Origin of the sequence: Bradyrhizobium sp. SZCCHNR1098 (genome assembly GCF_032489375.1) — a bacterium.
Taxonomy (GTDB): domain Bacteria; phylum Pseudomonadota; class Alphaproteobacteria; order Rhizobiales; family Xanthobacteraceae; genus Bradyrhizobium.
The window spans coordinates 64,230-78,400 of the sequence record NZ_JAUEXY010000019.1 but is presented as its reverse complement, the minus strand read 5'-3'; the positions used below and the strand labels follow the sequence as shown (position 1 = coordinate 78,400).

Annotated in this window: 13 protein-coding genes and 1 pseudogene; 9 read left to right on the top strand and 5 right to left on the bottom strand. The window is 65.9% G+C overall.

The features are described from left to right. Positions 1 to 79: 79 nt before the first annotated feature. Together QX135_RS30360 and QX135_RS30355 are read left to right on the top strand one after the other, a co-directional pair. Positions 80 to 322 (top strand): annotated as a pseudogene (locus tag QX135_RS30360) (chloride channel protein); the annotation flags it as partial. A gap of 4 nt (positions 323 to 326) precedes the next feature. After that, entirely contained in the window at positions 327 to 506 is a 180-nt protein-coding gene (locus QX135_RS30355; protein WP_316234444.1) for a hypothetical protein, read from the top strand. 143 nt (positions 507 to 649) lie between these two features. On the opposite strand, the gene QX135_RS30350 is transcribed toward QX135_RS30355, so the two are convergent. Continuing rightward, positions 650 to 2,113 (bottom strand): hypothetical protein, encoded by a 1,464-nt coding sequence (locus QX135_RS30350; RefSeq protein WP_316234443.1) that lies wholly within the window; start codon positions 2,111 to 2,113, stop codon positions 650 to 652. Between the two features lie 364 nt (positions 2,114 to 2,477). Between QX135_RS30350 and QX135_RS30345 the strand changes: the two genes are divergently transcribed. Further along, positions 2,478 to 2,774 (top strand): hypothetical protein, encoded by a 297-nt coding sequence (locus QX135_RS30345; RefSeq protein WP_316234442.1) that lies wholly within the window; start codon positions 2,478 to 2,480, stop codon positions 2,772 to 2,774. 79 nt (positions 2,775 to 2,853) lie between these two features. Here the strand turns inward: QX135_RS30345 and chrA are convergent, their stop codons facing one another. Together chrA and QX135_RS30335 are read right to left on the bottom strand one after the other, a co-directional pair. After that, complete coding sequence (gene chrA / locus QX135_RS30340; protein WP_410053234.1) at positions 2,854 to 4,083, bottom strand: chromate efflux transporter; 1,230 nt, start codon at positions 4,081 to 4,083, stop codon at positions 2,854 to 2,856. A gap of 217 nt (positions 4,084 to 4,300) precedes the next feature. Next, positions 4,301 to 5,317 (bottom strand): zinc-binding alcohol dehydrogenase family protein, encoded by a 1,017-nt coding sequence (locus QX135_RS30335; RefSeq protein ID WP_316234441.1) that lies wholly within the window; start codon positions 5,315 to 5,317, stop codon positions 4,301 to 4,303. 116 nt (positions 5,318 to 5,433) lie between these two features. Here QX135_RS30335 and QX135_RS30330 point away from each other — a divergent pair, with 116 nt between their 5' ends. The 4 genes from QX135_RS30330 to QX135_RS30315 all read left to right on the top strand — a co-directional run bounded on the left by QX135_RS30330 (position 5,434) and on the right by QX135_RS30315 (position 10,156). Then, complete coding sequence (locus tag QX135_RS30330) at positions 5,434 to 5,811, top strand: helix-turn-helix domain-containing protein (protein WP_316234440.1); 378 nt, start codon at positions 5,434 to 5,436, stop codon at positions 5,809 to 5,811. Positions 5,812 to 5,870: 59 nt separating this feature from the next. Then, positions 5,871 to 7,265 carry a DegQ family serine endoprotease gene (locus QX135_RS30325; RefSeq protein WP_316231720.1) on the top strand — a complete coding sequence of 465 codons (1,395 nt, stop codon included), beginning with the start codon at positions 5,871 to 5,873 and terminating at the stop codon, positions 7,263 to 7,265. Then, complete coding sequence (locus QX135_RS30320; protein ID WP_316234439.1) at positions 7,262 to 8,596, top strand: replication-associated recombination protein A; 1,335 nt, start codon at positions 7,262 to 7,264, stop codon at positions 8,594 to 8,596. The genes QX135_RS30325 and QX135_RS30320 overlap by 4 nt, the downstream gene beginning before the upstream one ends. Positions 8,597 to 9,061: 465 nt before the next feature. Beyond that, on the top strand, positions 9,062 to 10,156 hold the full coding sequence (locus QX135_RS30315) for a hypothetical protein (RefSeq protein ID WP_315737616.1): 1,095 nt from the start codon (positions 9,062 to 9,064) through the stop codon (positions 10,154 to 10,156). 133 nt (positions 10,157 to 10,289) lie between these two features. On the opposite strand, the gene QX135_RS30310 is transcribed toward QX135_RS30315, so the two are convergent. Further along, positions 10,290 to 11,237: an alpha/beta hydrolase gene (locus tag QX135_RS30310; protein ID WP_316234438.1), complete on the bottom strand. Its 948-nt coding sequence runs from the start codon at positions 11,235 to 11,237 to the stop codon at positions 10,290 to 10,292. A 106-nt stretch (positions 11,238 to 11,343) separates the two neighbouring features. Between QX135_RS30310 and QX135_RS30305 the strand changes: the two genes are divergently transcribed. After that, positions 11,344 to 12,732, top strand: coding sequence for an RluA family pseudouridine synthase (locus QX135_RS30305; protein ID WP_316231724.1), 1,389 nt, complete (start codon positions 11,344 to 11,346; stop codon positions 12,730 to 12,732). Between the two features lie 101 nt (positions 12,733 to 12,833). Here QX135_RS30305 and QX135_RS30300 read toward each other — a convergent pair whose 3' ends face one another. Beyond that, on the bottom strand, positions 12,834 to 13,274 hold the full coding sequence (locus tag QX135_RS30300; protein WP_316234437.1) for a hypothetical protein: 441 nt from the start codon (positions 13,272 to 13,274) through the stop codon (positions 12,834 to 12,836). Between the two features lie 89 nt (positions 13,275 to 13,363). On the opposite strand from QX135_RS30300, the gene QX135_RS30295 reads away from it, so the two are divergent. After that, positions 13,364 to 14,146, top strand: coding sequence for an ATP12 family chaperone protein (locus QX135_RS30295; RefSeq protein WP_316234436.1), 783 nt, complete (start codon positions 13,364 to 13,366; stop codon positions 14,144 to 14,146). Positions 14,147 to 14,171: the final 25 nt, after the last annotated feature.

Sequence of the window (14,171 nt, the reverse complement as noted above, 5' to 3'; positions counted from 1 at the left end):
TCGAAATGGAGACAAAATCTCCCGCGGAGTCAAACGCATGGACGTTTTCTTGCGCACTGCAGCCTGGTGGTTGTGCGGCGTCGCGCTGGCTGAGCTCGCCGACCTGGCCGGCTCGCCTTCAACTGGCTGCTGTCGAAGTCACGCTACGCGTCGCTGGTGGTGACGCCCGCCGGTTTCGCGCTGTCGGTCTATCTGACCCAGCGCTTCTTCCTGAACGCGCAAGGCAGCGGCAATCCCGCAGGCGATCGCCGCACGCCACCTGACGGATACAAGCGCGCGCAGCCCGCTGGTGTCGATCCGCATCGCCATCGGCAAGGTGCTGCGAGATGACTGACAACCACGTCATGGTGGTGCCGCTGATGACGGCCGCGCTGATCGCCTACGGCACCTCGCGTCTCATCTGCGAGGAGGGGCTCTACCACGCCCTCGCCAAGGGCTTCGTCGCCAGAGCTGAGACAAAGGCTGAGGCAGCGCAAGGACCGAAGCGGTTTGCCGCGCCGTCCTGACCTCGCGCTCATCCACAGTGTTCGGAGCGCGCCGATAACCGGCGTCGGTTCAATCGCTTGATGGCAGATCCTGGGATCTGCCATCAGTTCGAAATGACCGTCGGCGGCCCCGTTGCCGGCGCCGCCGCGCAAGGTTCGTCGCTCTACTTCCTGAACGGATCTGGCCGCATCAGGAGCCGGCCGGAGATCGAGTTCGGCACCTCGTAGGGTGAGCCGATCGACAGCACGTGGCTCAGCGCGATCAGCCGGTTCGGCAGCTTGGCCGGCGGCGGCGTCTGGAACGAATACGACGTCGGGTTGTGGCACAGGAAGCAATTCAGCACGTTCTTGATCGGCGTGTTGTCGGCGTTCTGCACGAAGGTCTCGGCGGTGGCGTTGGCGAGATTGACCGAGCCGACCGCGCTGGTCTGGTTGCTGTTCAGATTATACGAGTTGGGGAGCATCCAGACCGTGCCGTCGAGGGCGTAGTTCGCGAACGTCGATTGCGGGCCTTTCAGGCCGGAGAGAAAGCCCTGGGCTTGCGCCGTGATCGCGAAGATGTTGCCGACGCCATTGGGCTGGTTCTCGCCGCCGGTCTGATTCTCGAGCACGACGTTGCTCACCGGTGTGAGCTTCTGGGTCGCCGGATCGAGCCGCAGTTGCGGCCGGTTGGCGCCGGGCAGAGCCGGGATGTTGACCTGTGAGAACGGCGTGCGGCCCTTGTAGAGCGTGTAGCTCTTCGGATCCGAGCGGCTCGCCGATGGCGCAAAGGTGTTGTCCGGCGTCTGCGGCGAGTTGTTCTTCAGCTCGAACGTACCCCACAGGAATTCGGGGTGGTTCTCGGTGTAGCCGACCACGTGGAGCCCGATCAGCGCCACGGTCACGGTGACGAATTTGCCGGGCACCGGGCGGATCGTGATCAGGCCGGGGGTGATGTTGTTCTCCAGCACCGGCACCTGCGCCTGGGTCGTATAGGCGCCCGCAGGCGGTGCCTGCCCGGGGTCGAGCCGCAGCCACGTCGCCTTGAACACCGCATCGCCAACGGCGAAGGAGGAATCCGCCGGCTGGCTCTGGTAGCCGCCGGTCACGATCAGGTTCTTGCGCGCCGTGCTGAAATAGCTCTGGTTCATGTGAACCGAGGCGTAGACGGGATAGCCGTTCTGCGCGACCAGCATGTTGCCGTCGGCTTCGACGATGGCGCCGGCGCCTTCGGTGAAGCCGGCCGTGCCGTGGAAGACCTGGGCACGGGCCGCCAGCGTCAGCGGGCGCGGCCGTGGTGCGCCGGCATTCTCGGCGTTGCCGAGCAACTCCTCGGGCGTCGCCAAGGTCATGAACCGCGGGACGGCGGCGCCGGAGCCCGAATCCTTCACCAGCGCCGTCGCCCAGACGAACGCCTCCCACGACCATTGATGGAAATTGCAGTCCGGCGTCGGGATGGTCTTGGTGTCGGAGGTGGGGAAGGCGGCGTCCGGCTTGAGATAATTGCCCAGTCCCTCCGACCAGCCGAAGGCCGGGCAGTTCTTCGCCGGCGGTGGAGGGGCGGCGCTGGCCGGGCTGAAGGCGCCGGCAAGGCCGCTTGCGGTGACGGTCGTCGCGAAAGTGAGCATGAGCCACTGAATCGTCTTCATGGCCGGTCTCCATTGATGTGCGCGCTGGGATGGGCCGAAGGTCTCGCCGCCATGCGTCGCAAATGATTGCTGAAAATGATTCATTCAAAAGTAGTGCGTGGCGAACATGCACCCAAAGGTGAGATTTGCAAGACCGGTAGCTCACGCAACCCGCGTTTTTTTTCGGAGGCGCCTCGCGGCGTGAAATGCGGCTCTGCCGGACGGTCGATCGCGGCTGCATTCGTCTTCATCGGCCGACAGGGGCTGCAGTGTGAGCGCGGGCACGGTCGACACCGCTGATCGTGCGCATCCTTGCGGCCGTTCGCTGGAGAAGTGCGGACAATGAGGTCTTCACGCCAGTGGACGACAACCGCAGGAGAGTGAAATGAAGTCCATCATGGCCGCTGCGTTGCTGCTCGTGCTGACATCGGGCGCAAGCCTTGCGGGCACGCCGCTGATCGATGCGCGTCAGCACAACCAGTCACATCGCGTCTACAACGGCATCGCGAGCGGACGGCTGACCTATCCGGAGGCGCAACAGCTCGTCCGCGGTCAGATCCACGTCCAGAAGCTGGAAAACAAGACCAAGGTGGACGGCGTGGTGACGCCGTTCGAGCGTGCCCGCATCAACGTCGCGCAATCCGTGCAGGGCGCGCGCATATTCTGGAAGAAGCACAATTAGCCGCGCACGGCGGTTCGCTGGTGGCAAGGCGCCGCCGCGCACGGCGCTTTGCCACCATGTGATGCGACGGCGGCGCCGCTCACACCAGCGCGACCGTGACGCCGGCAGCGGCGCTGAACGCGACCACGACGAGCGGCGGCGCGCGCCATGCGACCAGCAGGACGAAGCCGATCAGGGCGATGCCAAAATCCGCGGCGTTGTGGATGGTGGTTGTCCAGACCGGGTCGTACAGGGCCGCTCCCAGCACACCGACCACCGCAGCGTTGACCCCCCGCATCATGGCCTGGGCGCCGGCGCGTTTGCGGAACGAGTCCCAGAACGGCAGCGCGGCGAGCAGGACAAGCATGCCAGGCAGGAAGATGCCCAGGAGACCGAGCGCGGCTCCGACGATCCCATGCGGCTCCGGAGCGACGACGGTGCCGAGATAGGCGGCGAAGGTGAAGAGCGGGCCCGGGACGGCCTGCGCGGCGCCGTAGCCGGCGAGAAAGGCGTCGTCGCTCAGCCAGCCAGGTCCGACGAAGGCCTCGCGCAGCAGCGGAAGCACGACGTGCCCACCGCCGAACACGAGTGCGCCCGAGCGATAGAAGGCATCGAACAAGGCGACGCCGGTCGATCCCGTCACGCCGCGCAGCAGCGGAAGTCCCGCCAACAGGATGACGAACATGGCGAGCGCAACCAGCCCCACGGTCCGCGACACCGGGATCGCGACGTGTCCGGACGGCGCCGCCTCGCCGCGGCAGAGCCACAGACCGGCGAGTCCGCCGAGAACGATCGCTCCGATCTGGGCGAGCGAGGCGGTGCTGAATAGGATGACGAGGGTTGCGGCGACCGCGATCGAGGCGCGCGTCCGGTCGGGGCAGAGCGTGCGCGCCATGCCCCAGACCGCCTGCGCGACGATGGCGACCGCGGTCAGCTTCAGTCCATGCAGCAGGCCGTCGCCGACCGGACCACTCAATTGGCCGGCACCATAGGCGAACAGCACGAGAATCGCGGCCGATGGCAGGGTGAAGCCGGTCCAGGCGGCGAGCGCGCCGAGATAGCCGGCCCGCATCAGCCCGATGGAGAATCCGACCTGGCTGCTGGCGGGGCCGGGTAGGAACTGGCAGAGGCCCACCAGATCGGCATAGGCATGCTCGTCGATCCACTTCCGCCTGACGACGAACTCGTCGCGGAAGTAGCCGATGTGGGCGATCGGACCGCCGAAGCAGGTCAGGCCGAGCGTGAGGAAGATCCGCAGGACCTCGAGCGCAGATCCGGAGCGATGCCCATGATCGGCGGACGCATTGGTCTCTGAATTCAGGCTGCTCACGGCCGCTTATTCCAGTTGTAAGGAGGCTCTTCTCGGCTTTCGTTAAGGGGAAACGGGACGGTCGGCCAGTCTCAATCGCTCACGGCCGCTGATCGGACCGCGCGTCGGTTGCCGGCCATCTTATGCTTTCGATCGGCGGGATGGTGGGCACGGCGCCACCGCGATCTCGCGCGTGGAGAGACCGCGTGTGCGCCTTTGCCTACTGTTGGCCTGTTAGTTAGCTCCACCCCTCCAGCACGATCTTGCCGCGTGATTTGTTGCTCTCGATCAACGCATGCGCGCGCTTGAGGTTGGCGGCGTTGATGGTGCCGTAATTGTCGCCGAGGGTGGTGCGGATCACGCCCTTGTCGATCAGATCCGACACGTCGTTGAGCAGATGGTGCTGCGCGATCATGTCCGGGGTCGTGAACGAGGAGCGCGTGAACATCGATTCCCAATGGATCGAGATCGCCTTGCCCTTGAAGGCGGCGATCGAGAACTCGGCGGGATCGTCGATCAGGCCGAACTTGCCCTGCGGCGCCATGAACTCGGCGATCGCCTTGTAGTGCTGGTCGCTGTGGGTGAGGCTCGCCGCGAGGCCGACCGGCGGCAGCTTGAGCGCCTCGATCTGCTCCTTCATGGGCTTGCCGTGATCGATCACGGCATGGGCGCCGAGCGCAAGGCACCAGTCGCGGGATTCCGGGCGAGTGGCGGTCGCGAGCACGGTCAGGCCGGTGAGGCGGCGCGCGAGCTGGATCAGGATCGAGCCGACGCCGCCGGCCGCACCGGTGATCAGCAGCGTGCGGTCGTCGAGGCTCTTGCCCGGGGTGGCGCCGAGCCGGTCGAACAACAGCTCCCACGCGGTGATCGAAGTGAGGGGCAGGGCGGCGGCCTCGGCAAATGAGAGGCTCTTCGGTTTGCGCCCGACGATGCGCTCGTCGACGAGGTGGAATTCGGCATTGGTGCCCTGACGCAGGATCGAGCCGGCGTAGAACACTTCGTCGCCCGGCTTGAAGAGGCTCACGTCCGGGCCGACGGCGTCCACAAGGCCCACGGCGTCATAGCCGAGGATCTTGGTCTCGCCGGCCGGCGGCGCGGCGCGCTTGCGCACCTTGGTGTCGACCGGATTGACCGACACCGCCTTCACCGCGACGCGGATGTCGCGCCCCTTGGGCTCGGGCTTTGCGGTCTCGAAATCGAACAGTGCGCGCTCCTCGGTAATGGGCAGCGACTGCTGGTAACCGACGGCCTTCATGACAACCTCCTGGCTGGCCTCTCCATTGGGTCTACTTGTCCTGCTGGCGCCGTCCTCGCAAGTACTGTAAAAACAGGGAACTAGTCCCCGTTTGGATACTATTGGGCCAAAAGCCGATGAAACGGAAGAATTTCGCCCGCCGTCCGGGCTGCGCGGTGGAAGCCACGCTCGACCTGATCGACGGCAAGTGGAAGGGCGTCATCCTCTACCACCTGCAGGGCGGCAGCCAGCGCTTCGGCGAGCTGCGCCGGCTGATGCCGAGCGTGACGCAGCGCATGCTGACCAAGCAGCTTCGCGCGCTGGAGGAGGATGGGCTGATCGTCCGCAAGGTCTATGCCGAGGTGCCGCCGCGCGTCGAATACAGCCTGTCCGAGGTCGGCGAGAGCCTGCGGCCGGTGATCGAGGTCCTCAGAAGCTGGGGCGAGCGGCGCCAGGAACGGCTGTCCTGCGCACCCGTTGCGGAGACCATCAAAGCGCCGCATCAGACCGCCTGAGCTTGGCCGCACCCGCCGTTCCGCCTATATCGAAGTCCTCATTGTCCGGGATTCTTTGCATGACGTTGATTCGCACTTCCGTGGTCCTGCTGCTGTCCCTGCTGGCCGCCTCTCCGCTCGCGGCCCAGGACCGGCGCGTGCCGCAGTCCCAGGCCGAGCTCCGGCTGTCCTATGCGCCGATCGTGCAGCGGGTGCAGCCGGCAGTCGTCAACGTTTACGCCGCCAAGGTGGTGCAGAACCGCAATCCCTTTCTCGACGATCCCATCTTCCGCCGCTTCTTCGGCCTGCAGGGCGGACCGCAGGAGCAGATGCAGCGCTCGCTCGGCTCGGGCGTGATGATCGATCAGTCGGGTCTCGTCGTCACCAACGTGCACGTGATCGAGGGCGCCGATGAGGTGAAGGTGTCGCTGTCCGACAAGCGCGAGTTCGAGGCCGAGATCGTGCTGAAGGACAGCCGCACCGACCTTGCTGTGCTCAAGCTGAAGGGAACGCGCGAGTCGTTCGTCACGCTCGACCTCGCCAATTCCGACGATCTGCTGGTCGGCGATATCGTGCTGGCGATCGGCAATCCCTTCGGCGTCGGCCAGACCGTGACCCACGGCATCGTCTCGGCACTCGCGCGCACGCAGGTCGGCATCACCGACTATCAGTTCTTCATCCAGACCGACGCGGCCATCAACCCCGGCAATTCCGGCGGTGCGCTGGTCGATATCAACGGCCGTCTGGTCGGCATCAACACCGCGATCTATTCCAAGTCCGGCGGCTCGCAGGGCATCGGCTTCGCGATTCCCGCCAACATGGTGCGGGTCGTCGTGGCGTCTGCCAAGAGCGGCGGCAAGGCGGTCAAGCGTCCGTGGCTCGGCGCGCGGCTGCAGGCGGTGACCCCTGAGATCGCCGAGAGCCTCGGCTTGCGCTCACCGACCGGCGCGCTGGTCGCCTCCGTGGTCGCGAACAGCCCGGCGGCGAAGGCGGGCATCAAGTCGTCCGACCTGATCGTGTCGATCGACGGCCAGACCGTCGACGATCCCAACGCCTTCGACTACCGCTTCGCCACACGGCCGCTCGGCGGCTCCGCGCAGATCGAGGTGCAGCGCGGCGGCAAGCCGATGAAGGTCGCGGTCGCGCTGGAGACGGCGCCGGACACGGGGCGCAACGAGATGGTCATCAACGGCCGCTCGCCGTTCCAGGGTGCCAAGGTCGCCAACATCTCGCCCGCGGTGGCCGACGAGCTGCATCTCGATGCCGACACCGAGGGCGTCGTCATTCTCGAGCCGGGCGACGGCACCACGGCGGCCAATGTCGGCTTCCAGAAGGGCGACGTGATTATGGCGGTCAACAACCAGAAGATCGCCAAGACCGCTGATCTCGACAAGGCCGCGCGCGAGACCGCCCGCGTCTGGCGCATCACCGTGCTGCGCGGCGGCCAGCAGATCAACGTCACGCTCGGCGGATGAGTCCGAAGCGCCCCCAGCAGGGAGGCCCGAGCCTCTTCGCCGCGGCGGGGATGGAGCACGATGCGCCGCGGCCGCTGCCGGAGCGGCTGCGCCCCCACAAGCTCTCCGACGTCGTCGGACAGGATCACATCCTCAGCCCCGACGGCGCGCTGACGCGCATGCTGGAGACGCGGACGCTGGGCTCGCTGATCTTCTGGGGCCCGCCCGGCACCGGCAAGACCACGGTGGCGCGGCTGTTGGCCGATGCCACCGAGCTGCATTTCGAGCAGATCTCCGCGGTGTTCTCCGGCGTCGCCGACCTGAAGAAGGTGTTCGACGCCGCGCGCGCCCGCCGCGAGACCGGGCAGGGCACGCTTCTCTTCGTCGACGAGGTGCACAGGTTCAATCGCGCCCAGCAGGATTCCTTCCTGCCGGTGATGGAGGACGGCACCGTCGTGCTGGTCGGCGCCACCACCGAGAACCCGTCCTTCGAGCTCAACGCCGCTCTGTTGTCGCGTTCGCGCGTACTGGTGTTCCACTCGCTCGACGCCGCTGCGATCGAGCAGCTCTACAGCAACGCCGAAGCGGTCGAGGGCCGCAAGCTGCCGCTCGACGACGAGGCGCGCGCTGTGCTGATCCGCATGGCCGACGGCGACGGCCGCGCCGCGCTGACGCTCGCCGAGGAAGTCTGGCGCTCGGCGCGCAAGGACGAGGTCTTCAACGCGGTGCAACTGCAGGAGATCCTGCAGCGCCGCGCGCCGATCTACGACAAGTCGGCCGACGGCCACTACAACCTGATCTCGGCGCTGCATAAGGCGGTGCGCGGCTCCGATCCCGACGCGGCGCTGTACTATTTCGCACGCATGCTCGACGCCGGCGAGGACCCGCTGTTCCTGGCGCGCCGCATCGTGCGCATGGCGGTGGAGGACATCGGTCTGGCCGATCCGCAGGCGCTGGTCATCGCCAACGCCGCCAAGGACGCCTATGATTTCCTGGGCTCGCCGGAAGGCGAGCTCGCGATCGCGCAGGCCGTGATCTATGTCGCGACCGCGCCGAAATCCAACGCCGCCTACAAGGCCTTCGGCGCCGCCAAGCGGGTGGCGAAGGAGGGCGGCTCGCTGCTGCCGCCGAAGCACATCCTCAACGCGCCGACCAAGCTGATGCAGGGCGAAGGCTACGGCGCCGGCTACCAGTACGACCACGACGCCCCCGATGCGTTCTCCGGGCAGGACTACTTCCCCGAAGCCCTCGGCCGCCAGCAGTTCTACGACCCGCCCGAGCGCGGCTTCGAGCGCGAGATCAGGAAACGGCTGGATTATTGGGCGAAGCTGAGGAAGGAGCGGGGCGGTTGAATAGCGCCTCGTTCCAGAGGCGTTGATCGTTGCTCCGCCGGACTACGTTGATTTTACCGTCCAGCAAGAAAATCAGACTGGTACCGCGGCCCTTCTTCTAGCTTCCGCCATCTTGCGCAGTGCAGCAAGCCTGCCGTTGGGTGCAGCGGTCGCGATGCGGCCTTGTTAAGCAGGCGGGATCGATCTTGGACTTCGCTTGACACCTTCATCGACTCTGGCGACTACTTTTGAAATCCCGAGACCGATTTTTGCGTCGCGCGTCCAGCTCATCTTTCTCGTTGGCCCAACAAGTGCGTTGTCGGTAAGTGTTGTGAAGGCGGGGCTGCAGTTCGACAGCAGCCCTAGTTGTTGTGAGACCCTGTCCGGTCGCAACTCATTTTGGGAGCTGGACAAAGCGATTCTTTAAGGGCAGCTTCCTCTCATTAGGAAAGCTTTTTTTAAAATTCATACCCGCAGGAGCGAGCCATGATATTCAAGCTGGGAGCGGTCGCATCCACTGTAAGCCTTGTGATTTTCGGCGCTGGAAGTGCAGCGGCTGCGTCCTTGTCGGAGTGCAACGCAGCACTGATCGTCTCTACCTACAACAAAATAGATGCTTCCAAGTCCGATTGGCGAATGGCGACGTTCGTAGACAAGGAGGCTTATAACAAGATCAAGGAATCGGCCGGTGCATCTGCTGTCATATACGGAGTGCCGGTGGGCGCAAATTACGACCAGTTCCGCGAGAGTATCGACCGCTACAAGACAAGCACGACGGAGAGTTTTTCGCAGGAGCAATTCCACAACATCTCTTGGACAGGCCTCGGGGCCGAGGCGGCGGATGCTTACAAGGAATGTATCAGGCAGAAGAGTCGAGGCTTGTACATTGTTCCCGATAAGGCAACCGATTCCGACCTGTCGTTCCGTGTAGTTTACGGCGTGGTTGGCGGCAGTCCCAACCCGCTTCCTGTGAAATGGATGGGTGCCGCGGCGAAGGACGCCTCCCTGCCGGGAACGGTGAGTGCCGGTGAAAAAATTATCGTCATCGACAGACCGGCCAAGTCCTCCATGCTGGCGCTCAACGACGATGCAAACGCCGGTTTTTCCGATTCGCTGATTCTGACGCCTTTGCCGCCTCCGATTCCTCCGGAGCAAAAATTCGCCAACCGGTGTGTTATTACACAGACCGATGACCCCGGACCCGTGACTAGAGGCAATTCGTTCTCATGGACTTGCGACAGGTTGAGGGCTGGCACCTACGCAGTTTCGTTGAGCGTTGTGCCCAGTGCGGCACGACCGGTCCGCTTAAACTGGCATTCGCAGATCAAATTCATTGGAGACAAGGAGACCGAGGTCTTCGATCTTGCCAAGTCTTCTGGCGGCACCATCGATACTGTGAATGCCGGCATCGGAACAAGCTTCCAGAGCAACGGTAACAACATCACCGTTAAACAGTCGGGGGCGCTTCCTGTAATCAGCGTCTTCATAGATAATACCTGGTGGCACATGGACTTTGCCAACCAGTCCAACGACCCAATCAACATTCCAAAGAATGTCAGCATATCGGTGATCGGAAAATAGACGCAAGCGCTGCAGCGGAAATGCAGTCTCTCCAATTGCACGCGCAGCGCTAGGGCCGGAGGACGCGCCCGACGACCCGGCGCGTCCTAGGTTGAGAGAGCTGCCGTCGTTGCGGTGACAGCAGAACGTTAGTTTACTTGCCGCTCTGCACGAACTCCACGATCTCCCGCGTCAGCCGGTCGTCCTCGGTGTTGATGGAGTAGACCTCCGACATGTGACTATGCTGCGGCAGCATCACCGCGCGCGCACAGCCCGCAGGCCGTTTGCAGGCGGCCTGCTTCAGGAGGTCGAACTGCTCGACGAAGCGCGGCGGGTCGAGCTCGGCGGAGGCGATCATCAGCGGCAGGCTCGAGGCCTGCAGGCCTGATAGCGACGAGCGCTCCTTGAAGCGCGAGGGATCGGTGCCGAAATAGGCCATCTCCTGGTCGCCGAGCGGCGTCGCGGTGAGGTCGTAGACGCCCGAGGCCATGATCGCGCCCGCAAGGCCGCCACCGGCGACCTTGTGGAATTCGGGATGCGCCACATAGGTCGCGACGTGCACCGCGCCGGCCGAATGGCCCATCAGATAGATGCGCGCGGGATCGCCGCCGTTCTCGGCGGCGTGGGCGGCCACCCATTGCACCGCGCTGGCGACGTCCTCGACGCCGGCGGGCCAGGGGAATTTCGGCGCCAGGCGGTAGGTGATGTTGATGCCGACGAAGCCGTGCTTGGTGGCCCATAGCATGATGTTGTCGTAGAACGGGCCGTCCGGCGTGGTGCGCTTGTTGCCGCCGATGAAGGCGCCGCCATGCACGAAGATCAGGATCGGGCGGGGCGCGGCGGCGCTGTCCGGCGTGAAGACGTCGAGCAGATTGCGCTCGGTCGTGCCGTATCTCACATCGCGCTGAACCTTGACGCCGATGTAGGGTTCCCTGGCCTGCAGCGGCGCGTAGATCGCGGCGGTCTTCGGCGGGTCGATGGCCCGGCCGATCTCGATCAGCTTCCAGGCAATGTCGTCGGGCATCGGGCTTTGTTGAGCTTGCGCGGCACCCAGCGTCAGCGCGGTCGCTACGATGGTCAGGGCCACTTTCGTCAGCGTCATTCAATTCGCTCCGATCACGTCCGATTTCGCGGGGCAAGGCCTCGTCGGGCCGATTTATCCCGATTTCGCCGTGACTGGCAGTGGCTTTTGAGATACGCAACCTGCCATGAGCCGCCGCATCAAGCGAACCCAGAGCAAATCCGACCGTCCCGCCGACCGCCGCAAGGGTGAGCGGCCGAAGGCCGAGGCTGCGCGCAGCGCAGGCGCGCCAGCCAAGCGCGAGCCATCCAAGCGTCCGGATGGCGAGCGGCCGCGGCGCGACCGTTTTGCCGGCGAGCGCGAGGCGGCACCGCGTAGCGAGTTTGGTCGGGGCAAGGGCGATCGCGTCCGCGCCCCGCGCGCCGAGCGCGAGGATCGTCGCGATGCGTTCGAGTCGCGCGAGCGGCCGCCGGCCAAGCGCGCCAGTGCCGGCAAGCCCGTGCGCTTTGGCGCCGAGCGGGCCGAGCGCAAGCCGGTCGCCGCACCGCCGCCGAAGAAGCCCGAGCCCGAGACGCCGGTGCTGCCGACCAAGGTGCAGACCGTCGTCGTCACCGCCGACGAGAACGGCATGCGCGTCGATCGCTTCCTCGAGGCGCGCTTCCCCGGCCTGTCGTTCTCCCACATCCAGCGCATCGTCCGCAAAGGCGAGCTGCGGGTGAACGGCAAGCGCGCTGATAGCAAGGATCGTCTGGAGGAAGGCCAGAGCGTGCGCATCCCTCCGCTCAAGCTCGATGCGCCGAAGGAGCGCGCTGGCCTCACCGAGGGCGAGCGCAAGACGCTCGAAAGCCTGAAGGCGATGACGCTGTACGAGGACGACGACGTGCTCGTCCTCAACAAGCCGGCCGGGCTCGCGGTGCAGGGCGGCTCCGGCATGACCCGCCACATCGACCAGATGCTGGAGGTGATGCGCGACGCCAAGGGCCAGAAGCCGCGGCTCGTGCACCGCATCGACCGCGAGACCTCGGGCTGTCTGCTGGTCGCCAAGACCCGCTTTGCGGCGACCCATCTGACCGGCGCGTTCCGCCATCGCTCGGCCCGCAAGGTCTATTGGGCGCTGGTGGCCGGCGTGCCAAAGCCGAAGCAGGGCCGCATCTCGACGTATCTCGCCAAGGAGGAGAGCGAGGAGGATACCATTATGCGCGTCGCTGCGCATGGCGACGAGGGCGCCAGCCACGCGGTGACCTACTACGCCGTGGTCGAGGCCTCGGCCAACAAGCTCGCCTGGGTGTCCTTGAAGCCGGTCACGGGGCGCACCCATCAGTTGCGCGCGCACATGGCCCATATCGGCCACCCCATCGTCGGCGATCCCAAATATTTCAACATCGAGAACTGGGCGCTGCCCGGCGGCCTGCAGAACCGGCTGCATCTGCTGGCGCGCCGCATCGTCATCCCGCATCCGCGCGGCGGCGTCATCGACGCCACCGCGCCGCTGCCGCCGCACATGCTGCAGTCGTGGAATCTGCTCGGGCTCGAGCACGACCGCTTTGACCCGATCGAGAACGCGCCGGAGGAGTGAGCGGCATCTCGTAGCCCGGATGAGCGAAGCGACATGCGGGTTCATCCGCACGGCGCGTAAGGCCCCGGATGTCGCTTCGCTCATCCAGGCTACGCAGCCGCTCAGTTCCGGAACTGCTCCAGGAACAGCCGCAGTGAATCGTGCGGCGTCTCGACGTCCAGGATGACCCAGCCGTCCGGTCCCTTGACGACGATGAAGTTCAGGGTGATGCGGCGGCCTTGATTGTCGAAGCTGGCGGCGACATAGGTCTTGTCGAACTGCCGGCGCAGGATCGAGATCGCGACCGGGCCGAGCTTCCAGCGCGGGCTCTGCACCAGGAAGTCGTAGGGCTCGCGCCGCGGGGCGGTCCAGGCCTTGGCGAGGCTCGGATCGAAGAACTGCCGGGCGACCTCGGCCGTCCGCGGCAGCCCGGCGGAGAGTTCCGGCACGCCTTGGCCGTAATGGGCATAGACATTGCGGACCAGCGATTCCGGGGTGCGGAAGCCGGCCGCGGCCGGGGCGGCGCTGCCGATCAGGACGAGGGCGGACAGCAGGGCGCGCATCGGCAGCTCGCATTTCGGGCGGACAGGGCTTATCTAGCGCGAAAACGACGGATCCCGTGTGATCATCCCGTGAGAGGGCTGGAATTCTGATGCGTGAACTGTTTGACGACGTCGTCGGCCGGTCGCCGCTCGATCCGCAGGAATCGGCGCGCCAGGCGATGCGGACGCCGCTGCGCAAGCGCTTCTACAAGGAGGCCGGGACCGCCGCCGCCGAGGGCGGCTTCAACGTGACCCTTGACGGTCGGCCGATCCGCACGCCGTCGGGGCGCGTTGTCATCGTTCCCGCCGGGGAGCTGGCGGAGGCCGTGGCCGCCGAGTGGCAGGCCCAGGGCGACAGCATCGATCCCGCCACGATGCCGCTGACGCGGTTCGCCAACAGCGTCGTGCAGTCAGTGGTCGATCGCACCGACGACGTGCGCGAGGACATCGCCAAATATCTCCAGTCCGACCTGTTGTTCTACCGCGCCGGCCATCCCGAGGGGCTGGTCGCGCGCGAGGCCGAGCACTGGGACCCGGTGCTGGACTGGGCGCGCGACCGTCTGGGCGCGCATTTCATCCTGTCCGAGGGCATCATGCATGTGACCCAGCCGGGCGCCGCGGTGCAGGCGGCGCGGGGCGCGCTGCCGACCGGCCCGTGGACGGTGGCGGCGGCGCATGTCGTCACCACACTGACCGGCTCGGCGCTGCTGGCGCTGGCGCTGGTGCATGGGGTGCGCGACCCCGGCCAGGTCTGGGCGGCAGCCCATGTCGACGAGGACTGGAACGTCGCGCAATGGGGGGCCGACGAGGAGGCGATGAGCCGCCGCGCCGCCAAGCAGATCGACTACGAGGCCGCCGTCCGCATCCTCCGGGCGGTCGACGCCGCCCTCTGAGGCCGGTTAACGCCGGGTTTAGGGG